At 60.4% G+C, this 21,502-nt stretch carries 22 protein-coding genes; 12 read left to right on the top strand and 10 right to left on the bottom strand.

Going from position 1 to position 21,502, the window contains the following annotated elements:
• Nucleotides 1-4: 4 nt before the first annotated feature.
• The 3 genes from BLR63_RS31805 (at nucleotide 5) to BLR63_RS08750 (ending at nucleotide 1,520) form a co-directional block, all read left to right on the top strand.
• Nucleotides 5-472, top strand: a complete 468-nt coding sequence (locus BLR63_RS31805; protein ID WP_231998150.1) for a hypothetical protein — start codon at nucleotides 5-7, stop codon at nucleotides 470-472.
• Entirely contained in the window at nucleotides 469-615 is a 147-nt protein-coding gene (locus BLR63_RS31810; RefSeq protein WP_231998151.1) for a contact-dependent growth inhibition system immunity protein, read from the top strand. The genes BLR63_RS31805 and BLR63_RS31810 overlap by 4 nt, the downstream gene beginning before the upstream one ends.
• A gap of 488 nt (nucleotides 616-1,103) precedes the next feature.
• Nucleotides 1,104-1,520, top strand: coding sequence for a hypothetical protein (locus tag BLR63_RS08750; RefSeq protein ID WP_010568059.1), 417 nt, complete (start codon nucleotides 1,104-1,106; stop codon nucleotides 1,518-1,520).
• 101 nt (nucleotides 1,521-1,621) lie between these two features.
• Here BLR63_RS08750 and BLR63_RS08755 read toward each other — a convergent pair whose 3' ends face one another.
• The 5 genes from BLR63_RS08755 to BLR63_RS08775 all read right to left on the bottom strand — a co-directional run bounded on the left by BLR63_RS08755 (nucleotide 1,622) and on the right by BLR63_RS08775 (nucleotide 6,032).
• Entirely contained in the window at nucleotides 1,622-2,680 is a 1,059-nt protein-coding gene (locus BLR63_RS08755) for a diguanylate cyclase (protein WP_042947942.1), read from the bottom strand.
• 104 nt (nucleotides 2,681-2,784) lie between these two features.
• Nucleotides 2,785-3,450 carry a methionine ABC transporter permease gene (locus BLR63_RS08760; protein WP_010568057.1) on the bottom strand — a complete coding sequence of 222 codons (666 nt, stop codon included), beginning with the start codon at nucleotides 3,448-3,450 and terminating at the stop codon, nucleotides 2,785-2,787.
• Nucleotides 3,447-4,193, bottom strand: coding sequence for a methionine ABC transporter ATP-binding protein (locus tag BLR63_RS08765; protein ID WP_010568056.1), 747 nt, complete (start codon nucleotides 4,191-4,193; stop codon nucleotides 3,447-3,449). Before BLR63_RS08765 ends, BLR63_RS08760 begins: the two co-directional genes overlap by 4 nt.
• Nucleotides 4,190-4,981 carry a MetQ/NlpA family ABC transporter substrate-binding protein gene (locus tag BLR63_RS08770; RefSeq protein WP_010568055.1) on the bottom strand — a complete coding sequence of 264 codons (792 nt, stop codon included), beginning with the start codon at nucleotides 4,979-4,981 and terminating at the stop codon, nucleotides 4,190-4,192. Before BLR63_RS08770 ends, BLR63_RS08765 begins: the two co-directional genes overlap by 4 nt.
• A 13-nt stretch (nucleotides 4,982-4,994) precedes the next feature.
• Nucleotides 4,995-6,032, bottom strand: a complete 1,038-nt coding sequence (locus BLR63_RS08775) for an isopenicillin N synthase family dioxygenase (RefSeq protein ID WP_010568054.1) — start codon at nucleotides 6,030-6,032, stop codon at nucleotides 4,995-4,997.
• A 380-nt stretch (nucleotides 6,033-6,412) separates the two neighbouring features.
• Between BLR63_RS08775 and BLR63_RS08780 the strand changes: the two genes are divergently transcribed.
• Nucleotides 6,413-7,663 carry a ribonucleotide-diphosphate reductase subunit beta gene (locus BLR63_RS08780; protein WP_083365942.1) on the top strand — a complete coding sequence of 417 codons (1,251 nt, stop codon included), beginning with the start codon at nucleotides 6,413-6,415 and terminating at the stop codon, nucleotides 7,661-7,663.
• A gap of 54 nt (nucleotides 7,664-7,717) precedes the next feature.
• The gene (locus BLR63_RS08785; protein ID WP_042947904.1) at nucleotides 7,718-8,206 is read left to right on the top strand and encodes a DUF1289 domain-containing protein; all 489 of its coding nucleotides are present in this window, start codon (nucleotides 7,718-7,720) and stop codon (nucleotides 8,204-8,206) included.
• A gap of 12 nt (nucleotides 8,207-8,218) precedes the next feature.
• Here the strand turns inward: BLR63_RS08785 and mdeB are convergent, their stop codons facing one another.
• Nucleotides 8,219-10,894, bottom strand: a complete 2,676-nt coding sequence (gene mdeB / locus BLR63_RS08790; protein ID WP_010568001.1) for an alpha-ketoglutarate dehydrogenase — start codon at nucleotides 10,892-10,894, stop codon at nucleotides 8,219-8,221.
• A 531-nt stretch (nucleotides 10,895-11,425) separates the two neighbouring features.
• Between mdeB and BLR63_RS08795 the strand changes: the two genes are divergently transcribed.
• The 3 genes from BLR63_RS08795 (at nucleotide 11,426) to BLR63_RS08805 (ending at nucleotide 14,114) form a co-directional block, all read left to right on the top strand.
• On the top strand, nucleotides 11,426-12,346 hold the full coding sequence (locus BLR63_RS08795; protein ID WP_010568000.1) for a class I SAM-dependent methyltransferase: 921 nt from the start codon (nucleotides 11,426-11,428) through the stop codon (nucleotides 12,344-12,346).
• A gap of 149 nt (nucleotides 12,347-12,495) precedes the next feature.
• A complete protein-coding gene (gene pcsA / locus BLR63_RS08800) occupies nucleotides 12,496-13,212 on the top strand; it encodes a phosphatidylcholine synthase (RefSeq protein ID WP_010567999.1) in 717 nt (238 codons plus the stop codon).
• Nucleotides 13,213-13,334: 122 nt separating this feature from the next.
• Nucleotides 13,335-14,114, top strand: coding sequence for a TSUP family transporter (locus tag BLR63_RS08805; RefSeq protein WP_010567998.1), 780 nt, complete (start codon nucleotides 13,335-13,337; stop codon nucleotides 14,112-14,114).
• Here BLR63_RS08805 and nudC read toward each other — a convergent pair.
• Nucleotides 14,082-14,915: an NAD(+) diphosphatase gene (nudC, locus tag BLR63_RS08810; RefSeq protein WP_010567997.1), complete on the bottom strand. Its 834-nt coding sequence runs from the start codon at nucleotides 14,913-14,915 to the stop codon at nucleotides 14,082-14,084. The two genes, BLR63_RS08805 and nudC, sit on opposite strands and share 33 nt — an antisense overlap.
• A 5-nt stretch (nucleotides 14,916-14,920) precedes the next feature.
• Nucleotides 14,921-15,733 (bottom strand): crotonase/enoyl-CoA hydratase family protein, encoded by an 813-nt coding sequence (locus tag BLR63_RS08815; protein ID WP_010567996.1) that lies wholly within the window; start codon nucleotides 15,731-15,733, stop codon nucleotides 14,921-14,923.
• Nucleotides 15,734-15,922: 189 nt separating this feature from the next.
• On the opposite strand from BLR63_RS08815, the gene BLR63_RS08820 reads away from it, so the two are divergent.
• From BLR63_RS08820 to BLR63_RS08830, 3 genes are all read left to right on the top strand, one after another.
• On the top strand, nucleotides 15,923-17,179 hold the full coding sequence (locus BLR63_RS08820) for a chloride channel protein (protein WP_010567995.1): 1,257 nt from the start codon (nucleotides 15,923-15,925) through the stop codon (nucleotides 17,177-17,179).
• 74 nt (nucleotides 17,180-17,253) lie between these two features.
• On the top strand, nucleotides 17,254-17,808 hold the full coding sequence (locus BLR63_RS08825) for a UPF0149 family protein (RefSeq protein WP_010567994.1): 555 nt from the start codon (nucleotides 17,254-17,256) through the stop codon (nucleotides 17,806-17,808).
• Between the two features lie 92 nt (nucleotides 17,809-17,900).
• Complete coding sequence (locus tag BLR63_RS08830) at nucleotides 17,901-19,157, top strand: 3-phosphoshikimate 1-carboxyvinyltransferase (protein WP_010567993.1); 1,257 nt, start codon at nucleotides 17,901-17,903, stop codon at nucleotides 19,155-19,157.
• A 24-nt stretch (nucleotides 19,158-19,181) separates the two neighbouring features.
• On the opposite strand, the gene BLR63_RS08835 is transcribed toward BLR63_RS08830, so the two are convergent.
• Complete coding sequence (locus BLR63_RS08835; protein WP_010568165.1) at nucleotides 19,182-20,144, bottom strand: IS110 family transposase; 963 nt, start codon at nucleotides 20,142-20,144, stop codon at nucleotides 19,182-19,184.
• A 317-nt stretch (nucleotides 20,145-20,461) separates the two neighbouring features.
• Between BLR63_RS08835 and BLR63_RS08845 the strand changes: the two genes are divergently transcribed.
• Entirely contained in the window at nucleotides 20,462-20,851 is a 390-nt protein-coding gene (locus BLR63_RS08845; protein ID WP_010567480.1) for a hypothetical protein, read from the top strand.
• 1 nt (nucleotide 20,852) lies between these two features.
• On the opposite strand, the gene BLR63_RS08850 is transcribed toward BLR63_RS08845, so the two are convergent.
• On the bottom strand, nucleotides 20,853-21,452 hold the full coding sequence (locus BLR63_RS08850) for an NAD(P)H-dependent oxidoreductase (RefSeq protein WP_010567481.1): 600 nt from the start codon (nucleotides 21,450-21,452) through the stop codon (nucleotides 20,853-20,855).
• Nucleotides 21,453-21,502 lie beyond the last annotated feature (50 nt).

Genomic DNA, 21,502 nt, shown 5'->3' on the forward strand with positions numbered 1-21,502 from the left:
CATATTGATATCTCTACGCAAAATGGGAAATTTTTACGCCGAAAAGCCTAGCGCGCTAGAGGAACATCAAAAAGCAACCACTGATTTTATAGACAACTACGCCATCACAAAGCGCCTAGCAAAGGTTCGCACCATAATACCCCGCCATTTTGACGACAGTCTCGGCAAAGACGACATGGACGACATAGAAAGGCACTTCTCTGACTTGAAATTCTGGGAACCCAATAAACCCTTAAAAAAAGCAACAACAAACCCGGTCATCCCAAGGGGAAAAACCGAACAAGTAACCTGCAAACACAATGAGTTACTAGTTGTTTTCACCAATGAACTAAATGAATCACTACCAATCACTTTCCACAACACTATCACCTTCAAAGGAGTTAATACAATTGGTGCTAAGCTGATTTTAATGCAAAAATCCAAGATGCCAGATGGCTATCTATTGCTGACAGGACACCCAATAGAAAAATGAATAAACCACCAACTGAACTTCAGCAGTTTTTTGGCGCCTACTTCAACCAAGATTGGGTAGAAGATCATGCTTCGGCTGACGAAGTCATTGATACATTTCTTCTAGATTCGTCCAGGGATGTGATTTTCACAGTCAGAAAATAAATCCTGAAACTAATTGACACCTACACAAACGAATCAGCACTTCAAGAGAATTTATTGCATGAACAGTATTGCTACTACTATTACCCAAATCAATGGGCATCAGGACTGTTATGGTTGAACCATATAGTGGGCAAATTCGACAACTATTTACTCAAAAATTAAATCAGTCAGCGTATTCAAACAGCAAAGCTCGTGAGACCTACGAAAATCCGATCTGCGCGAGCTAGTTTGTTCGCGCCGCACCGGGAAGCTATACAGGTTAGGGCAACGCGTTTTTCAGCTAAATCTACGAGGGAAAAAATTTTCACATATAGAACATGGCTCCTTCGGCAACCCGGCAATAAGAATGCACATATTAATACCAGATGCAAGCCCAGCAATAAAAACAAAACAACCCAAAACATTTAGAAACCATGACCACGTGAAAGTAAGATTTGATAAAGATAAAACAACCCGCCCTTCCACTGCGTCCCCATACTGAGCTTACGATGCTGAAATCCCCATTTAGTGACAGGCCCTTCACGCCAACGATTTCGTACATATTGGTGGCACTATCAATATATGACCTTGAAGAAACCAAAGGTGAGGCCCTGTGGAAATATGACCCCAATGATATTGACGAACGAGAAATCATCATAAAGAATTTCATTCTCAAAGAACTTATGTATCTTTCTTACAGACATAGATTCGTATTAATTTCAATGCTTCAAGACGCGCTGAACACTCCAGACTTTGACTTCGTCAAAGAATTTGAAAGTAATTACGATGAGTACATAACAATAGCTTGGGACGAAACAGAGATTAATGATCCACGAGGCTTCTTCGCAGACATCTATCGGCTAGCCAACGAGGTCTGGAAGGACGACCTCCAAAAAGCCAGCCTCGAAGACCCATCAACTTGGTAAGTACACCGCCCCCTGAACGCAGGGCAAGCCGGCTCGCCACAACAAGCCCACTTCCCCCAGCAAGCCACTCACCAAAACTAGCCGGCTCGCACCCTACCCCGCTAAACCGATCGCAACCAACTCCCCTGCACCGAGCTGACGCGGTTGCGCCCGCTGCTCTTGGCTTCATACAACGCCAAGTCGGCGTCATTCAGCCAACTGGTGGCGTCGCCATGGGTGGGTTGATACGGTGCCAGGCCTATGCTCAAGCTGGCGCGCAGCGTCGGGTCCTGGGCGTAGGCCAGTGCATTGAAGCGGTCACGCAAGGCGTCCATGACTTCGGTCGCGCGGTTGAGGGGCATGCCCGGTAGGATTACGCAGAATTCGTCGCCGCCATAACGCCCGGCCAGGTCGGTGGCGCGCAGGTTGTGACGCAGCACTTTGCCGAGCTGGCGCAATACGATGTCGCCGGTGACGTGGCCGTAGGTGTCGTTGATGGTCTTGAAGTGGTCGATGTCGATCAACGCAATCGCTGCCCCCTGTTGTTCGCGGCGGCAGCGTTGGAACTCGATCTCCAGGTGGTCTTTCCAGGCGCCGTGGTTGAGCAGGCCGGACAGGCTGTCGGTACGGCTCAGGGCCAGCAATTCGCGCTTGCGCCGGGCCAGCGTCACGGCCTGGCGATAGCAGATCCAGCCGAGCGCCAGTGGGTACAGCATCAGGATCGGCAGGCAGCCATAGAGCTGGGCCTGGGTGGTGTCCGCAATAAAGGCGGGGGCAAACACAAGCAATGCTGCGCCGACGCCCAGCGCCTGCGCCACCCACCCTGCGAGCATGAACCGAGGGCCGCCGATGGCCACGTTGTTCATGGTCATCATCGACAGTGTGGTCACGCTGGGCAGTGGATTGAAATGCATGGCGCCGACCCAGAACCCGCCACAGAAGGAATCGAACAGCAGGTTGCGACGTTCACTGTGCAAGGTCTGGGCGCTGCGCAACGACAGTTGAAACGCAAGGTGCGGCCAGATAAAGGCATTGGTCAACATCAACGCCCACACCCACCACGCCGGGTCGAGGGGGTACATGCCAACCACCACGCACACTAAACCGAGCGTCAGCCCCAGGGTACGAGATTTATACAGCCGTGAAGCGAGCGGAAGTCCGTTTCCTTCTTCAGCTGACATGATGGGGGGGGAAATCCTGAGGGAATGCCTGGAGTCTATCAGGGTAGCGGCAAATCGCCACTGCCGCTTATAAGCTCAATGCGAGCCCCATCGTTCGATAAACGTTATCGACGGTGCGCCAACGAACGCACGCAGCGGTCCCCCAGGCTCTGCACGCCTTGCACCAACAGAACCAGCACAATCACCGTGACCACCATGATCTGGTTATTGAAGCGCTGGTAGCCATAGCGGATCGCCAGGTCGCCCAACCCGCCGCCGCCGATCACCCCGGCCATCGACGAGAAGCCGATCAGCATCACCAGGGTCAACGTCACGCCGGCCACCAGGGCTGGTAACGCCTCCGGCAACAGCACCTTGAGAATCACATGGCGGATATCGCCGCCCATCGCCACGATCGCTTCGATACGGCCCTTGTCCACTTCATCCAGGGCGGTTTCCACAATACGCGCAAAGAAGGGAAACGCGCCGATGGTGATCGGCACCACCGCTGCGGTACTGCCCAAAGTAGTACCGACGATCAGGCGCGTGAGTGGGATCAACGCAATCAACATCACCACGAACGGCAAAGACCGCCCCAGGTTGATCATGCCGCCCACCGCCCGGTTGAGCCGGGGCAACGGAAACAGACCACCGCGCCGGCTGATAAACAACAGCACGCCCAACGGCAAGCCGATCAACAGCGTGAACAGCCCGGCCAGCAGCACCATGTACAGGGTTTCGCCGGTGGCGTTGAGCAGCAATTGCAGGATGTCATACCAATCAGTTTTCATACCGCCCTCACCGCAGGCCGGCTGGGCGCCAACGAACGCCCCAGGCGCGAGGACGGATCGGCCTGCAACTGCACCAGGCTGCCACTTTCCACCACGCGCCCTTCGGCAAGGGACACGGCGCTGTCGCAGATGGCCTTGACCACGTCCAGCTCGTGGGTAATGAGTACGATGGTCACGCCCAGTTGCCGGTTGATATCGCGTAACAGTTCCAAGATCGAGGCGGTGGTTTCCGGGTCGAGGGCACTAGTGGCTTCATCCGACAACAGGTACGCCGGCCGCGCGGCCAATGCACGAGCGATGCCGACGCGCTGTTTTTGCCCGCCAGACAGTTGCGAAGGAAAGGCCATGGCCTTGTCGCTCAACCCCACCAAAGCCAGCAACTCCGCTACCCGTGCCGCACGCTCGGCCTTGGGCACGTTGGCGATTTCCAGCGGCACTGCGACGTTGTCCGCCACGTTGCGCGAGTGCAGCAAGTTGAACCCCTGGAAAATCATGCCGATACGCTGGCGTTGCTGGCGCAATTGTTTGTCGCTCAGTTGGATCAGGTCCTGGCCATCCATCAGGATGCGCCCGGTGGTCGGCCGTTCCAGCAGATTCAGGCAACGCAGCAAGGTGCTTTTGCCCGCGCCGCTGCGCCCGACGATGCCAAAAATAGAGCCATCGGCGATCTGCAACGACACGTTGTCCAGCGCCGGGGGCTGGCCGTCGGCGTAGGTTTTGCTGACCCCCTCGACCACGATCATTCGGTCGCCACCGGAATGACCGAACCGGCGTACGTCTCGGTGATGAACTTGGCCACCGCTGGCGAGCGCAGGTCTTTGGCCAGTTGCTTGACGCGCGGGTCGTCCAGCAATTTAGGCGTGGTCACCAGGATGTTCGCGTATGGATTGCCTTCGGCCTTTTCCAGCCCAAGCGCATCCCTGGCCGGTTGCAGTCCGGCTTCCAGCGCGAAGTTGCCATTGATCACCGCCAGGTCGACGTCATCCAGCGCCCGGGGAATCTGGGGCGATTCGATCTCGAGGATCTTCAAGTGCTTGGGGTTTTCGGCGATGTCCTTGGGCGTGGCCTGGTCCTTGGACGCATCGTTGAAACCGGGCTTGAGTGTGATCAGGCCGTTGGCCTGCAGCAGATAGAGCGCGCGACTGAGGTTGGTGACATTGTTCGGCACGGCCACGGTGCCTTTATCGGGCACCTGGGCCAGGCTGGCGTGGCGATGGGAATAGATGCCCAACGGCTCGATGTGCACGGTGGCGGCGACCGCGAATTTCTGGCCGAGCGCCTGTTCCTGGGAATTGAGGTACGGCAGGTGCTGGAAGTAATTGGCATCGACGTCGCCATGGGCGAGCAACTCATTGGAGTTCACACCGCTGGGGATCTCGATGATTTTCAGGTTCAGGCCAGGGTCGAGCTTTTGTACATACTCGAGGATCTGTGCGTGGGGAATCGGGTCGGCGGCCACGCGCAAGGCATCGGCGGCCGACACACTCAAAGAGGCCAGCAACGCCGCCAGGGTAAGTGCAGTCTTCAACATAGTGATCTCCTGATCAGGCGGACAAAGCGTGGGGAAGTGTGGCGTCGGCGTAGAAGCGCTGGGCGACATCGGGGTGCGAGCGCAGGCGGCCCTTGAGGTAGTTCCAGCCCACATCTCGCAGCAACGGGTTGCGCGGATCGCTGGTGGGGCCGTGGGCATCGCGCAGCAGTTCCGGCGCCAATTGGTAAACCGGCACCACCGCGTCCAATTGCGCGCCGAGGAAAAACGCCAGGGACAAGCGCTCACTGCCGGCCGGTGGAGACACTACCCGGTGCACGGTGGCGCGCAGGTAGCCATTGCTCGCCAGTTCCAGCAGTTCGCCGATATTCACCACCAGGGTGTCGGGGCGCGGCGACGCATCGATCCAGCGCCCCTCTTCCACTTCCACCTGCAAACCCGCTTGCTCGTCTTGCAGCAGGAAGCTGAGGAAACCGGAGTCCTTGTGCGCGCCGACGCCCTGGCGGCTTTGTCGGGCATGGCGACCGGGGTAGCGGATCAGCTTGATGTGTTCGTTGGGCTTGTCGCCGTACAGCGCGTCGAATGCATTCTCTGGCAGGGACAGGGCCTGGGCGAAGGCGCGCAACAGGCGCAGGGCCATTTGCGTCATCGCCTGCTGCCAGCCGAGCACCAATGGTTTGAGCTGGGGCAAGGCCGTCGGCCATTGGTTGGGGCCTTGCAGGCGGGCCCAGGCCGCCGGGTATCGAGCCACGTCCAAGGGCTCGCGCTCGGCGCCGACATCGAACTGTTCGCGCAGGTCCGGCTGGCCACGGGTGATCTCCGACGCCGCGCGGTTATAGCCACGGAAATGGGGAGAATTGATCATGCCCACCGCCAGCTTGTCAGCCTCGGGCAAGGCAAAGAATGCCCGCGCCTGCTGTTGCACTTCGGTCAGCAAGGCAGGGTCGATGCCATGGCCGATCAAGTAGAAAAACCCGACATGCCGCGCCGCCAGACGCAGTTCGTCGAGAAACCGTTGGCGCTGCTGCGGGCCGCCGTCGAGCTGCGAAAGGTCCAGTAATGGCAAGGTGGTGATGGACTGCAAATGAGACATCGGTGGCTCGCTCCTTGAACAGAATTCGTTAGAAGCGTCCAAGCTAAACGATCTTAAAAACCACCAATAAATATCTTTTTAGAATTAGCTTAGGCACGCGGATCAACTATCCCGAAGCGACCTCGGCGTCCAATTCAATACGTCTGCAAGGCGGGGTCGGCCCTGGCGCGGCTGCGACATTCGATCCGGTGTTGTCCGTTGACCACTCTTGTTACACACCATATAGTGTGCCCACAAACAAAGCAGACCACTACATAGTGTGCAGTATCGGTATTTACCGACCACACTACGCGCAGTATTTCAATGCCTATTAGCCTGCAAATCACATATTTTTGGACGGGTTCACACGCCGTCAGAACAGACCAGGAAGGAGTATTTCAATGCTGAGTTGGGATGAAGTCGACAACGAAGACACCGGTGCAGCGGTGATCAAAGGCGCCAACGCCGGCCACGCCAGCGAAGCCAACATGGACCGCCTCGACGGTGCCGGCGCCGCTGCCGCCATCGAGGCCCGCGCCGTCACCGCCAGTGACTCCGCCGCGATCATCCGCGCCAAGGCCGCCCTGGACAAACTCGACATCGCCGAAGGCCTCGCCGAACTCGAAGGCGCCTCCGCCCGCGTCGCCGTCGACGAAAAGCGCATGATCAACTGCCGCGCCGACCTCAACCAACTCGTGCCCTTCAAGTACGACTGGGCCTGGCAGAAATACCTCGACGGCTGCGCCAACCACTGGATGCCGCAAGAGGTCAACATGACCGCCGACATCGCCCTGTGGAAAAACCCCGAAGGCCTGACCGACGACGAACGTCGCATCGTCATGCGCAACCTGGGCTTCTTCTCCACCGCCGACTCCCTGGTCGCCAACAACCTGGTGCTGGCCGTATACCGCCTGATCACCAACCCGGAATGCCGCCAGTACATCCTGCGCCAGGCTTTCGAAGAAGCGATCCACACCCACGCCTACCAGTACTGCATCGAATCGTTGGCCATGGATGAAGGCGAGATCTTCAACATGTACCACGAGATCCCATCGGTCGCGAAAAAAGCCGCCTGGGGCCTGAAATACACCCGTTCGATCTCCGATCCGAAGTTCGAAACCGGCACCGTCGACACCGACAAAGAACTGCTGCGCAACCTGGTCGCCTACTACTGCGTCCTTGAAGGCATCTTCTTCTATTGCGGCTTCACCCAAATCCTCTCCATGGGCCGCCGCAACAAAATGACCGGCGTGGCCGAACAGTTCCAGTACATCCTGCGCGACGAGTCGATGCACCTGAACTTCGGTATCGACGTGATCAACCAGATCAAAATCGAAAACCCACACCTGTGGGACACCGAGATGAAAGAAGAAGCGACCCAGATGATTCTGCAGGGCACGCAACTGGAGATCGAATACGCACGCGACACCATGCCGCGCGGCGTGCTGGGCATGAACGCGGCGATGATGGAGGACTACCTCAAGTTCATCGCTAACCGTCGTCTGTCGCAGATCGGTCTGAAGGAAGAATATCCAGGTACCACCAACCCGTTCCCGTGGATGAGCGAGATCATGGACTTGAAGAAAGAGAAAAACTTCTTCGAGACCCGTGTGATCGAGTACCAGACCGGCGGCGCGTTGAGCTGGGACTGATTGAAAAAAACGGCCCCTCCAGGGGCCGTGTCGTTTTACCTGTCGATGTTTTTTATGCCTAATCAAACCATCAAGACCCCCTGCGTCGGCCTGTGCTCCACCGTTTACGGTGACCTGGTCTGCCGCGGGTGCAAGCGTTATCACCATGAAGTCATCCAGTGGAATGGTTACAACGCCGAGGAAAAGCAGGCGGTGTGGCTGCGCCTCGAACAGTTGCTGGTGCAGGTGATGACCAGCAAGCTGGATGTGTTCGACCCACAGCGTCTGCGCCAGCAACTGGAAAGCCGCAAGATTCGCTTTATGCCGCACCAGTCGCCGTACTGCTGGGCCTATCAGTTGATTGCCCGGGGTGCGCGGGTGATTACCAAACTGGATGCGTATGGCCTGGTGTTGCTGCCGGAGTTTCGCGAGCACAGCCTGGCGGATTTGCGCGATGGGATTGACCGCGAGTTTTTCCTGCTCTCAGAGGCACATTACCAGCGCTATATCGCCCCCAGGTTCTTGAAAGAGTCCTTCGGGCCAGCCCTGATCGCCACCCTCTAAAACACACCCCATTTAGACCCAGGACGCTTCGCGCTCCGCCTGCAAGCCATACCGCTCAATCGCCTGCTGGCACACCTGGCGCGCCAGACTGCCCTGCTCCACCAATGCCGTCAGCGCCGCCAACACAAGATGATGGCGATCCACCTCAAAAAAATCCCGCAACGCCGCCCGGGTATCACTGCGTCCGAAACCGTCGGTGCCGAGCACGGTGTAGGGCGAATCCAGGTACGACGCAATCATCTGCGGCACCGCCCGCACATAGTCGGACACCGCCACCACTGGCGCGCCTTTGGGCAAGCAATCATTCACATGACTGACGCGCTGGGTCGCCTGCGGATGCAGACGATTCCAGCGTTCCACCTCCCGAGCCTCACGTGCCAGTTCACTGAAGCTGGTCACGCTGTAGACCTCACTCGCCACCTGCCAATCATCGGCCAATAGCTGCGCAGCCGCCTGGGCTTCGCGCACCAGCGTGCCCGAACCGAGCAGGCGCACCTGGGCGTCAGGCGCGCCCTGCAAGCGGTACATACCTTTGATGATCGCCGCTTCCACCCCCTCGGGCAGGCTCGGCTGCGGGTAGTTTTCGTTCATCAGGGTCACGTAGTAGAACGCGTCCACCTCCTGCTCGAGCATCTGGCGCATGCCATGGTCGAGGATCACCGCGAATTCGCCGGCAAACGCCGGGTCGTAGGCGCGGCAATTGGGCACCGTGGCAGCGCAGAGGTGGCTACTGCCGTCCTGATGCTGCAAGCCTTCGCCGCCCAGGGTGGTGCGCCCGGCGGTGGCGCCCAGCAGGAAACCACGGGCACGCTGGTCGGCAGCGGCCCAGATCAGGTCGCCCACGCGCTGGAAACCGAACATCGAGTAATAGATGTAGAACGGCAACATGCGCAGGCCATGCACCGAATAGCTGGTGGCCGCCGCGACCCAGGAACTGATCGCGCTGGCTTCGCTGATGCCTTCTTCAAGGATCTGCCCATCGGTGGCTTCGCGGTAACTGAGGATCGAGCCGATGTCTTCCGGCTCGTAGCGCTGGCCGACGCTGGAATAGATGCCGACTTGCTTGAACAGATTGGCCATGCCGAAGGTGCGCGCCTCGTCCGCCACGATGGGCACGATGCGCGGGCCGAGGGCCTGGTCTTTGAGCAGGTGGGTGAGCATGCGCACGAAGGCCATGGTGGTGGACATCTCCTTGCCCGCCGCCGCCGTCGCAAAACCGGCATAACCCGTCACCGGTGGCACGCTCACAGGCGCCGCAACCTGGCTACGGCTGGGCACATAGCCACCGAGGGCCTGGCGTCGCTGATGCAGATAACGTAACTCAAGGCTGTCATCCGCAGGCTTGAAGAAACTCAACGATTCGGTCTGTTCATCGCTCAGCGGCAATTGGAAGCGATTGCGGAAGGCAATCAATGCTTCGCGATCGAGTTTCTTCTGCTGGTGCGTGGTCATCTTGCCCTGCCCGGCTTCGCCCATGCCGAAGCCTTTTTTGGTCTGGGCCAGGATCACCGTGGGTTTGCCCTTGACCCGGCGCGCGGCGTGGTAGGCGGCGTGGATCTTGACCATGTCGTGGCCGCCGCGCTTGAGGCGGTCGATCTGCTCGTCGCTCATGCCCTCTACCAACCGGGCCAGGGACGGGTTTTGGCCAAAGAAATGCTCGCGGTTATAGGCGCCATCCTTGGCGGCAAAGGTCTGGAACTGACCATCGACGGTGTTCGACAGGGTGTTGACCAGCGCACCGTCGGTATCCTTGGCCAGCAACGCGTCCCAGTCCGAGCCCCAGACCAGCTTGATCACATGCCATCCGGCGCCGCCGAACAAGGCTTCCAGTTCGTCGATGATCCGCCCATTGCCGCGCACGGGGCCGTCGAGACGCTGCAGGTTGCAGTTGACCACCCAGGTCAGGTTGTCCAAACCTTCGCGGGCCGCCAGGGTCAGGGCGGACATGCTTTCCGGCTCGTCCATTTCGCCGTCACCGAACACGCCCCAGACGTGACGGTCGGTGGTGTCCTGCAAGCCGCGATGCTGCAGATAGCGCATGAAGCGCGCCTGGAAAATCGAACTGATGGGACCGATGCCCATGGAGCCGGTGGGGAATTGCCAGAAGTCCGGCATCAACCATGGGTGGGGGTAGCTGGACAGCCCGCGTGCGCCGGCGTTGGGCCCACCGATCTCCTGACGATAATGGGCTAGGTCGTTCTCGCTCAGACGGCCCTCCAGGAAAGCCCGTGCGTAAATACCGGGGGCCGAATGCGGTTGGTAGAACACCAAGTCGCCACCAAAGCCCTCGTGGCGCGCGCGAAAAAAGTGATTGAAACCCACCTCGAACAAATCCGCCGCACTGGCGTAACTGGCGATATGACCGCCGAGTTCGCCATACGCTTGATTCGCCCGCACCACCATGGCCAGTGCGTTCCAACGCACCAACGAGGCCAGACGTTCCTCGGTGGCCAGATCGCCGGGGAACGCCGGCTGCTGGGTGACACCGATGCTGTTGACATAGGGCGTACCGTGGCGCGGCTTCCAGTCGATGTGCGGGGCACTGCCCTCGCGGGCCAACAGGTCGAGAATCTGCCGCGCCCGCTCGGGCCCGGCGTTGGCCACTAACGACGCCAGGGCATCGCGCCACTCGTCCTGCTCTGTCTGATCGTTGGCTGTGTGACTGACTGCACTGGCGAAACCGTTCATGCGCACCTCCGGGCCTTTTTTCCAGTTTATGTCGGTACCGGAGGATTTTTTGCCTGTTATCGGGCGCAGATTGCGGAATTTTGAGCATGAATCACTGCGAATTTGTTTTTTTCCAGCACGTTATGCTCATCTGGGTAAAAACTACGCAAATGCGTTTAAAGTGCAGGTAGTGCTTCAGCCCTCGCTGCCCGCCCTGGAGGCTCTTTAGCGTTAGCTGGTTACACGGCTGTCGGCTTGGTTGCGTTGCTGATACCTCCGAACAATATGCCCAGTTGAGTCAAGGGTTGGGCAAAAGACGATGATTGCCTCTACGACTACCGGCTTACCCTAGAGCAAATCAGCGCCATAGAGCGTCTTTGCGCATTGGAACTACCCAGGCATCTGGAGCTTTTCCTGACGTGTAACGCTTAATACCTGGTCGCTTAAAGGCGTAGTGCCGAGGGTTTGGGTATATCCACCAAGCATTGGGATACCCCCCACTGACGGCAATTGTGTTTAAAATGTCGCCCGCTCAATGACCGACGCTCAACGATGACCCCAGAAGCACTCGCCACCCTGCACGCTCACCTGCTCACGGCCCTGGCCAGTGCGCCAGACGAAACCCGGCGCCTGTTCCACGGCCGTGGGCGTTGCTGGCCGGGTCTGGAGCAGTTGACCGTGGACTGGCTGCAAGGCGTAGTGCTGGTCGCGCTGTTCAAAGAGACGGCGCAGTTGGAGGCCTTGAAACAGCTACTGCTGCAGATTGACTGGGCGCAGTACGGCGTGCGCACCGTGGCGCTGCAACACCGCTATCTGCCGCAAAGCACCACAGAATGGCTGGTGGGTGAGCCCCTCGATGAACTGACCATCACCGAAGGCGGCCTGCGTTACCTGATCGACCTGGGTAAAAAACAGAACAGCGGCTTGTTCCTCGACATGCGCTACGGCCGCAACTGGGTGCGCGAGCAGGCCAAGGGCCTACGGGTGCTCAACCTGTTTGCCTACACCTGCGGGTTTTCCGTGGCCGCCATCGAAGGCGGCGCCGACCATGTGGTGAACCTGGACATGGCCCGTGGCGCCCTCAGCCGTGGCCGCGACAACCATCGCCTGAATGGGCATGACCTGAGCAAAGTCACGTTCCTGGGGCATGACTTGTTCAAATCCTGGGCCAAGGTCACTCACAGCGGGCCTTACGACCTGGTGATCATCGACCCGCCATCCTTCCAGAAAGGCAGCTTCCTGCTGACCAAGGACTACCAGCGTGTGCTGCGTCGCCTGCCGGATTTGCTCACGCCACAAGGCAGCGTGCTGGCGTGCATGAACGACCCGGCGTTCGGCGAGGACTTCCTGATCGACGGTGTCACCCGCGAAGCACCGGGCCTGCGCTTTATCGAGCGGCTGCAAAACCCACCGGAATTTGCGGATATCGACCCGCAAAGCGGCTTGAAAGCTTTGGTGTTCCGCCAGGGCTGATGCTGAAACGTCCTACGCTTGCTACGCTAAGCAATGCACCGGGGCGGTGAACCTTATCCCCCCCTTCCCGGTCGATACCTGCATTCCCCGGCCAGACTCGACAGCGTTACGTTGTCGGCTGCCCCGTTTCACCTTTTGGAGAACCGCCCGTGATATCGACCCTGCATGTCGCCAGAATCAAAGCCTGGGGCGCCCACGGCTTCACCGCAACCGGCGTGGTGCTGGCCTTCCTGGCCACCCTGGCGCTGCTGGAAAACTCGCCCAAGGCCTGCCTGCTCTGGCTGGGTCTGGCACTGGTGGTCGATGGCGTAGACGGCTCACTGGCGCGACGGGTCAATGTCAGCACGGTACTGCCCAGCTTCGATGGCTCGGTACTGGACCTGGTGATCGACTACCTCACCTACGTATTCATTCCCGCGTTGTTTATCTACCGCTACATCGACCTACCGGACTTCACCCACCTGTTCGCGGTGTCGGTGATCCTGGTGTCATCGCTGTTCTGCTTCTGCAACGTGAACATGAAGAGCAAGGACAACTACTTCGTCGGCTTCCCCGCCGCCTGGAACGTGGTGGCCTTGTGCGTATACATCATCCAGCCCGACGCCTGGATCACCTTGCTGACCGTCATCGGCCTGGCGCTACTGACCGTGACGCCGATGAAGTTCCTGCACCCGTTCCGGGTCAAGCGGTTCATGCCGATCAATATCGCGGTGACGACCCTTTGGTTACTGTGCAGCTTTCTGATGGTGGTGGATTACCCCAACACTAACCCGTGGACGTTCGGCCTGTGGTCGCTGATGTCGGCATACTTCCTCGGCATCTGCGTCTGGCGCACGGCGCTGGAATGGCTGGGAACCCACAAATAGCCAAGCGGACAGAGTCAAAACCATAATGTGGGAGCAGGCCCCTCCCACATTTGGCTCTGTGTACATCGGCAGGTAAGATGGCGGACTCTCGCATAGCGCCCTGCCAACCATAAGCCCTCCCAATGCCCTTTGAACTCAGCGTCGACCTGACCACCCTCGCCATTCTCGCCGTCGTGGCCTTTATCGCCGGATTCATCGACGCCATCGCCGGCGGTGGTGGCCTGCTGACCACCCCGGCGCTGCTCACCGCCGGAATGCCTCCGCACCTGGTGCTGGGCACCAACAAGCTCAGTTCCACCTTCGGTTCGGCCACCGCGAGTTTCACTTTCTATCGCCGCAAGCTGTTCCACCCACGCCAGTGGATGCACGCCATCGTCGGCACGCTGGTCGGCGCCCTCAGCGGTGCCGTGGTCGCCCACTACCTGCCCGCCGAAACCCTGAACAAGATGTTGCCGGTGATCGTCTTCGGTTGTGGCGTGTATCTGTTATTCGGCGGCACACCCAAGGCACCGTTGGATGCCGACGCACCGATCAAGAAGAAATGGCAGGCCACCCAAGGCTTCGGCCTGGGCTTCTACGACGGCGTGGCCGGCCCTGGCACCGGCGCGTTCTGGACCGTCAGCACGATGCTGCTGCACCCCATCGACCTGGTCAAAGCCAGCGGCGTGGCGCGCAGCATGAACTTCGTCAGCAACGCGGCGGCGCTGTCAGTGTTTATCTTCAACGGTTCGGTGGATTGGATCGTCGGCCTGGCCATGGGGATTTCGGTGATGGGCGGCGCGTTCTTTGGCGCGCGCAGCGCGATCAGCGGCGGCGCCAAGTTCATTCGCCCGGTGTTTATCACCGTGGTGCTCGGCCTGACGGTGCGCCTAGCCTGGCAGCACTGGTTCAGCGTGGCCTAAGCGACGGGCCACGTAGAGGTCGATCAGGTAACGCGCAATCGAGCGTGATGCCGGCAACGGTGGCAGGTCGTGGATGTTGAACCACTGGGCGTCCTCGATTTCGTCGGCCTGGGGCACGATATCGCCGCCGGCGTATTCGGCGTGGAAGCCCAACATCATCGAGTGGGGAAACGGCCAGCACTGGCTGCCCACGTACTGGATGTTCTTCACGTCCACCTGCACTTCTTCATGCACTTCGCGGATCAGGCAGTCTTCGGCCGACTCCCCCGGCTCGGCGAACCCCGCCAGGGTGCTGTAGACACCTGTCACAAAACGTGGCGAACGTGCCAGCAGGATCTCGTCGCCGCGGGTCACCAGCACGATCATGCTCGGCGAAATCCGTGGGTAGCTGCGCAGGTCGCAGGCCTGGCAATACATCGCCCGCTCCCTTGGCACCTGGACCATGGCCAGGCCGCAACTGCCACAAAACCGATGCTCCCGCGCCCAAGTGCCGATCTGCGCGGCATAGCCCAGGACTTTGTACAGCCGGTGATCGCCTTGCAGCATGAAGCCACGCAGGCCCTGCCAGGCGCAGCCGGGCACTTCACCGACCGCATCGAGCTCCAGCAAGTACACCGGCTCGCCGTCGAGGTGGCCGATGCCGTGTTCGGCGAACACTGAAAGGTCCTGGCGCTTGAGCCATTCCCGGGGGAACAGCGGGCCATTGGCATCATGTAAAAAGCCGTCACGGCTGCGGGCAACGGCCCAGCCGCCGGGGGTATCGTTGTCCAGCAGTGTGGTGGTAATCCAGCCTGGGGTCATGTCGGTCAATCCACGAATTCGGGTTTCTGCTTGCTCATGTGGGCCGCGATGGCCACGCGCAGGTCGTTGGATTGCAACATAGCGGAGTTCCAGGTGGCAACGTATTCCAGACCGTCATTGACCGTATGGTCACGCATGTAGCTGATCATGGCCTTGGTGCCGGTCACGGCAATCGGCGATTTGGCGGCGATTTCGTGGGCGATTTCCAGCACGCCGGCCAACAGGCTGTCCTGATCGGGATACACGCGATTGACCAGGCCGATGCTGCGCGCCTCCTCAGCGCCGAACTGGCGGCCGGTGTAGGCCAGTTCACGCAGCATGCCGTCACCGATGATGCGGGGCAGGCGTTGCAGGGTGCCGACATCGGCGGCCATGCCGATGTCGATTTCCTTGATCGAGAACTGCGCGCCTTCAGCGGCGTAACGCATGTCGCAGGCGCTGATCAGGTCGATGGCGCCGCCGATGCAATAGCCCTGGATCGCCGCCAGTACCGGCTTGCGGCAGGCGTCCACGGCGTTGAACGAGGCTTGCAGTTCCAGGATCTTGCGCCGCAGCAGGCGCGCGTTGCGGCCCACGTCCTTGCCGAACTCATTGGCCACCGAGGCCAACATCATCAAGTCGATGCCGGAGGAAAAATGCTTGCCGGCGCCGCTGAGTACCACGGCGCGCACGGCGTCGGTGTCTTCGATCCATTGGAAGATGTCGATGATCTCGGTCCAGAACGCCGCGTTCATCGCGTTGATCTTTTCCGGGCGGTTGATCTGCACATGGGCAACGTTGCCGGTGAGTTCGACGACGAAAGCTTGATATTCGGACATGGCAGTGATCCCTGACTGGCGAGTGATAAGGGCAGAACTATAACAAGGGTGCACAACGGCGCGTCGGCCAAAAGCGGGACTGGTCACGGTTATGAAAGGGTATGGCGGCGCGGTTGATGCTGCCGATACATTTCATCCAAGCGTGCCGATTTATCGGCTATACATCAGAACCCTCGACTGGAGCCGCCTATGCCCACCACGTTTCGCTCATCCCTGACTCTCGCCCTGGTGGTCGTCTTCACCGGTATTGGCGCAGGCGTGGGCGGGATGCTCCTGGCGTTGTTGCTGCATGGCATCCAGCATTTGGCTTACGGCTACAGCCTGGACAGCCTGGTCGGCCACGAAACCTTTCTGCGGGGCGTGACGGCGGCGTCGCCCGAACGGCGTTTATCCGTGTTGATGGTGTGCGGGTTGGTCGCCGGATGCGGCTGGTGGGCGGTGTATCGCTATGGCCGCCCGTTGGTGGGCATCAAACAGGCGGTGTCTCCTGAAATGCCGATCATGCCGCCCAAAACCACCCTCATCCATGCGCTGCTGCAAATCATCACCGTGGCCCTGGGCTCACCGCTCGGACGCGAAGTGGCGCCCCGTGAAGTCGGCGCGCTGGCCGGCAGTTGGTTGTCGCAGCGTGCGCGATTGACGCCGCAGATGCATCGGCTGATGGTCGCCTGCAGTGCCGGCGCGGGCCTGGCCGCGGTGTACAACGTGCCACTGGGCGGCGCGGTGTTTGTGCTGGAAGTGCTGGTGGGCGCGTTCAGTTGGCCGGCGGCGGTGATTGCGTTGGCCACCTCGGCGATCGGCGCGGCCGTGGCCTGGATCGGGCTGGGGGCCGAGTCGCAATACGTCGTGCCACACTTTGTGCTGAGCCCGGCACTGATAATCTGGGCCGGGGTCTGCGGGCCGTTGTTCGGCGTGGCCGCATACGGCTTCACCCGCCTGACCGGCACGGCGCGGGCGCACGCCGCACGCGGTTGGCGCCTGCCGGTACTGGCACTGATCAACTTCACCCTCATCGGCGGCCTAGCCATGTGGCTGCCGCAGATCCTCGGCAATGGCAAAGGCCCGGCGCAACTGGGCTTTGACAACGAGCTGACGATCGGCCTGGCCGCGCTGTTGCTGCTGGTCAAGGTGCTGATCACTACCAGCAGCCTGCGCGCCGGCGCCGAGGGGGGCCTGCTGACACCCGGCCTGGCCAACGGCGCGCTGTTAGCGATCATCCTTGGCGGCGCCTGGAGCCTGGTGTGGCCCGGGGTGCCGCTGGGGGCCTTTGCGATCATCGGCGCGGCGGCCTTTCTCGCCGCCAGCATGAGCATGCCGCTGACCGCGATTGTGCTGGTGGCGGAATTTACCCGTATCGAGCATGACTTCCTGGTGCCAATCATCCTCGCCGTCGTCGGTTCAATATGCGTGAGCAAGCTGTGCCAGCGCTGGGAAAACGCTGGATAAAACCCCGCGCACACGCCATCCTTCGCGCTTTAAGCCGCCCCGTCCGCGGCGCTCGACGTTTGAAGGATATGCCCATGCACGCCCAACCCCTCGCCCCCGCCGATTTCGAATATATCGAAGAGACCCTGCTCAAGTACGGCGACGACCATTCGGTGCTGAACCTGGCCGAGCTCGACGGCTACTTCACCGCCCTGGTGTCCAGCCCGGCTCGGGTGGATATCGCGCAGTGGTTCCCGGCGATCTGGGGCGGGCAGAACCCGGCGTGGGAAAGTGCTGAAGAGGCCAAGCAGTTCCTGGATCTGTGCGTGCGCCACCTCAACACCCTGGCAAGCCAACTGGCGACCGACGCCCAGGGTTTCAAGGCACGCTTCGATGAAACCGAACATCAGGGCCAGAACGTGACCCTCGCCGAAGAATGGTGCTTTGGCTATATCCGCGGTGCAGCAATCGGCGATTGGCCGCCACTGCCGGCGGCGCAGGCCGCGTTGCTGGAGAAAATCTCCTGGTGCGCCGAGCAGGACAACTTCGAGCTGCCGGCCGACCTGGATGTGCCGGCGCATCAGCAGCGCGCGGGCGAAATCGAGCCGGCGGCGCGGGCCCTGCATGATTACTGGCTGGCCTTGCGCTAAGCCTCGACAAGCACCGCCGCTTTGGCCGATTATTCGGGTCCGCCCCGTCGGCCACTCCGCACCACCTTGCCTTGAATCAGGAGCCTTGTACCTTGAGTTCGCAGAAAACCGTGACCGTTACACCGCCCAATTTCCCCCTCAATGGCAAGGTCGCGCCCCCCGGCTCCAAATCCATTACCAACCGTGCCCTGCTGCTGGCCGCCCTGGCCCAGGGCACCAGCCGCCTGAGCGGCGCCCTGAAGAGCGATGACACCCGCCACATGTCGGTGGCCCTGCGCCAGATGGGCGTGACCATCGACGAGCCGGACGACACCACCTTCGTGGTCACCGGCCACGGCAAGCTGCAGTTGCCGACCCAACCGCTGTTCCTCGGCAATGCCGGCACCGCCATGCGCTTTCTCACCGCCGCCGTGGCCACCGTGCACGGCACCGTGGTCCTGGATGGCGATGACTACATGCAAAAACGCCCGATCGGCCCGCTGCTGGACACCCTGCGCCAGAACGGCATCCGGGTCGACAGCCCGACCGGTTGCCCGCCGGTGACCGTGCACGGCGTGGGCAAGGTCCAGGCCAAGCGCTTCGAGATCGACGGCGGCCTGTCCAGCCAGTACGTGTCAGCCCTGCTGATGCTGGCGGCATGCGGCGAAGCGCCGATTGAAGTGGCGCTGACCGGCAAGGACATCGGCGCCCGTGGCTATGTGGACCTGACCCTGGACTGCATGCGGGCCTTCGGCGCCCAGGTCGAAGCCGTCGACGACACCACCTGGCGCGTCGCCCCCACCGGCTACACCGCCCACGATTACCTGATCGAACCCGACGCGTCCGCCGCCACCTACCTGTGGGCCGCTGAAGTGCTGACCGGTGGCCGCATCGACATCGGCGTCGCCGCACAAGACTTCACCCAACCGGACGCCAAGGCCCAAGCCGTGATCGCCCAGTTCCCGAACATGCAGGCCACGGTAGTCGGCTCACAGATGCAGGACGCCATCCCGACCCTCGCGGTGCTGGCCGCCTTCAACAACACGCCGGTGCGTTTCACCGAACTGGCCAACCTGCGGGTCAAGGAATGTGATCGCGTGCAGGCGCTGCATGACGGACTGAATCAAATCCGCCCGGGCCTGGCGACCATTGAAGGCGACGATCTGCTGGTCGCGGCCGACCCTGCGCTGGCCGGCACCTCGTGCAATGCCCTGATCGACACCCACGCCGACCACCGCATCGCCATGTGCTTTGCCCTGGCGGGGCTGAAAGTCGCGGGCATCCGCATCCAGGACCCGGACTGCGTGGCCAAGACCTATCCTGAGTACTGGAAGGCCCTGGGCAGCCTGGGTGTGCAACTGAACAACTGACAACCACAGCAACTGTGGGAGATTCTATGTTGCAGGACAACCCTGCAACGGCCGATTCGGTTGGTATTCGCTCTGGTTTTTCATCAGGGCGAACGCCACCCGTGCGAGTTTTCGGGCAAGGATTACCAGGGCCTGAGTCTTCTTGAATCCTCTGGCCAGGTACCCTTCATAAAATGGTTTCCAGGTCGCTGAACGACAGGCGGCCATAGCCGAGTTGTGGGCCAGACGCCGTATTTCCGGATCCCCTTTCTTGGTCAGCCTGCGACTCCCCGTCTTTTTTCCCGAGTCATCGACCCTCAAGTCCATGCCCAAAAAAGCGATGAAGGCATTGCTATCCTTAAACTCGCCACGCAAAAAAGCCGTCGCAAATCCGGTTGCCGTCAGTACTCCGACGCCTTCAATGGCCTTGCAACGCTCGATATTTTCGGCGGCTCCAGCCTCTTTGCTCAGGTCGCGCAGCTTTTTTTGAATGGCCAGATCCGAGTGCTTAAACGTCTCCATCAGACATTTCAGCTCTTCTTCCAGGCGCGGCTCATCGGCCCAGCTCTGAGCCAGACTGACGCGCGCCTTGATCAGTGCTGCCCGTCGATGAAGCAGACTTTGCAGGGCCTTGTAAGCCTTGGGTGGCGGGCTCCAAGCGCGTAACCCACCCTGTTCATGCGCCAGATATCGAGCTAGAAGACGAGCATCGCACGGATCATTTTTAGCTCGTTGGCCGACACCGCGACGGTAATGACTCAAGCGATAACCGTCCACGACGTAGACCTGATGACCCAACTCATGGGCCAACTCAACCGTGTCCAAGTGGTAAATATTGGTGGCCTCGACGGCAATGCCACTTTGGGCGGGCAGCGTCTTGAGCCAGCGTTTGAGTGCTGCTCGATTATTGGGGATGGCTTGTGTGGTTTGCAGATCGGCACGATAGACGAGCACCTCAGCCTTGGCCACATCAACACCCACGACCGTTTGCGAAGTAAGGATTGTCATGACGAATCCTCGGAGCTAGGGTTTAAGAGCTTGTTGGGGTCTACCGTTGCGCTGACTTGTCTCTATCGTCGGCCTTGCCGATGAATTCCTTATTGGCGCTTTTGGGTAGAAGGGGTGGGACGAAGTCTCCCACGGTCTGTACTGGTTAGAGTCAGAATCGGGCTTTTAGTCCCACCCACCCCTTCAAGTCTAAACATACAAGCGAGCTTGCTCGCGAAGATCGTCAACGATGACGTGGGCACCCTGGATATATGCGGTGCCCTGGCGTTCTTCGCGAGCAAGCTCGCTCCTACATTGAAACCTTGCCGGGAGCGCCGATGACCATTCGCCAACCCTGCCCACCCGGCGCCTGTGTGTGCGAGCGCGAACACCTGTTGGAAACCCCCGGCGCCGACCTGCGCATCCTCAACCTGACGCGCCAGGAAGAAAAACGCCTGATCGAACGTCTCGAAAACCTGCAGAGCCTGCAGGACCTTGAACGCATGCAGCAACGCATGTACGAGCTACTGGGCATTCGCGTGCACATCGCGCCGGGGCATACCGAGGTCAAGAGCATGCGCGGCATCCAGATCGTCATCGACGACCTGCCGGGCCTGTGCCGCAAGACCCGGCAATCGATCCCGGCAGCGATTCGTCGAGGCATGGAGAAACGCCCGGAAATCGCCTACCGCCTGCTGGATGCCCACGACCTGTTTCGCGAAGGTTGAATCAACCGACGAGCGTCTCGGCCTGGAACAGCCCCTGCCCCACCGCATTCGCCCTGCGCAGATGGGCCTGTGCATTGCCGCTTTCCGACTCGAGCAACAACTCGGACGTCAGCACCTGGGCGCCACAGTAATCAAAAATCCCGTAGTCGATCTGCGTGCGCATCGCCTTGGCATAGCCATGCCGCTCGAACGCGCTGTCATCGGCGGCCCCCAGCCCCAGCAGATGCACTGGCAAATGCCGCAGCTTTTTCACCACCGGCGTATCCGGGCCGTAATCGATAGCCCAGCCATTGACGAAGACCCGGTCGATCCAGCCCTTGAGCAGCCCCGGCAGCGACCACCAGTAGATCGGAAACACCAGCACCAGCGCGTCGGCGCGGTCGATGCGCGCCTGTTCGGCGAGGACATCGGCCGGCGGCATGGCGCGGGTACGGTGCACGAGGTGGTCGGCGCACGTGTAGCGCGGGTCGAAGCCTTCGGCTGCAAGGTCGGCAATTTCAACGGTGTGGCCGCTGCTGCTGAGGCCGGCGGCCACCTGCGCCGCGACGGCATGGGTGAGCGATTGAGGATCGTGATGAGCGACAACGATGAGTGCGTGCATGACTTGGGCTCCCTTTCGGCTTAAGCTACTATTAGTAAGTTACGTCAACT

The organism is Pseudomonas extremaustralis, assembly GCF_900102035.1.
Classification (GTDB): domain Bacteria; phylum Pseudomonadota; class Gammaproteobacteria; order Pseudomonadales; family Pseudomonadaceae; genus Aquipseudomonas; species Aquipseudomonas extremaustralis.

Bases quoted from the DNA above. Each gene is read 5' to 3' on its own strand.
- BLR63_RS31810 (WP_231998151.1), top strand. From the start codon at position 469: ATGAATAAACCACCAACTGAACTTCAGCAGTTTTTTGGCGCCTACTTC.
- BLR63_RS08750 (WP_010568059.1), top strand. From the start codon at position 1,104: ATGCTGAAATCCCCATTTAGTGACAGGCCCTTCACGCCAACGATTTCG.
- BLR63_RS08755 (WP_042947942.1), bottom strand. From the start codon at position 2,680: ATGTCAGCTGAAGAAGGAAACGGACTTCCGCTCGCTTCACGGCTGTAT.
- BLR63_RS08760 (WP_010568057.1), bottom strand. From the start codon at position 3,450: ATGAAAACTGATTGGTATGACATCCTGCAATTGCTGCTCAACGCCACC.
- BLR63_RS08765 (WP_010568056.1), bottom strand. From the start codon at position 4,193: ATGATCGTGGTCGAGGGGGTCAGCAAAACCTACGCCGACGGCCAGCCC.
- BLR63_RS08770 (WP_010568055.1), bottom strand. From the start codon at position 4,981: ATGTTGAAGACTGCACTTACCCTGGCGGCGTTGCTGGCCTCTTTGAGT.
- BLR63_RS08775 (WP_010568054.1), bottom strand. From the start codon at position 6,032: ATGTCTCATTTGCAGTCCATCACCACCTTGCCATTACTGGACCTTTCG.
- BLR63_RS08780 (WP_083365942.1), top strand. From the start codon at position 6,413: ATGCTGAGTTGGGATGAAGTCGACAACGAAGACACCGGTGCAGCGGTG.
- BLR63_RS08785 (WP_042947904.1), top strand. From the start codon at position 7,718: ATGCCTAATCAAACCATCAAGACCCCCTGCGTCGGCCTGTGCTCCACC.
- mdeB (WP_010568001.1), bottom strand. From the start codon at position 10,894: ATGAACGGTTTCGCCAGTGCAGTCAGTCACACAGCCAACGATCAGACA.
- BLR63_RS08795 (WP_010568000.1), top strand. From the start codon at position 11,426: ATGACCCCAGAAGCACTCGCCACCCTGCACGCTCACCTGCTCACGGCC.
- BLR63_RS08805 (WP_010567998.1), top strand. From the start codon at position 13,335: ATGCCCTTTGAACTCAGCGTCGACCTGACCACCCTCGCCATTCTCGCC.
- nudC (WP_010567997.1), bottom strand. From the start codon at position 14,915: ATGACCCCAGGCTGGATTACCACCACACTGCTGGACAACGATACCCCC.
- BLR63_RS08815 (WP_010567996.1), bottom strand. From the start codon at position 15,733: ATGTCCGAATATCAAGCTTTCGTCGTCGAACTCACCGGCAACGTTGCC.
- BLR63_RS08820 (WP_010567995.1), top strand. From the start codon at position 15,923: ATGCCCACCACGTTTCGCTCATCCCTGACTCTCGCCCTGGTGGTCGTC.
- BLR63_RS08825 (WP_010567994.1), top strand. From the start codon at position 17,254: ATGCACGCCCAACCCCTCGCCCCCGCCGATTTCGAATATATCGAAGAG.
- BLR63_RS08835 (WP_010568165.1), bottom strand. From the start codon at position 20,144: ATGACAATCCTTACTTCGCAAACGGTCGTGGGTGTTGATGTGGCCAAG.
- BLR63_RS08845 (WP_010567480.1), top strand. From the start codon at position 20,462: ATGACCATTCGCCAACCCTGCCCACCCGGCGCCTGTGTGTGCGAGCGC.
- BLR63_RS08850 (WP_010567481.1), bottom strand. From the start codon at position 21,452: ATGCACGCACTCATCGTTGTCGCTCATCACGATCCTCAATCGCTCACC.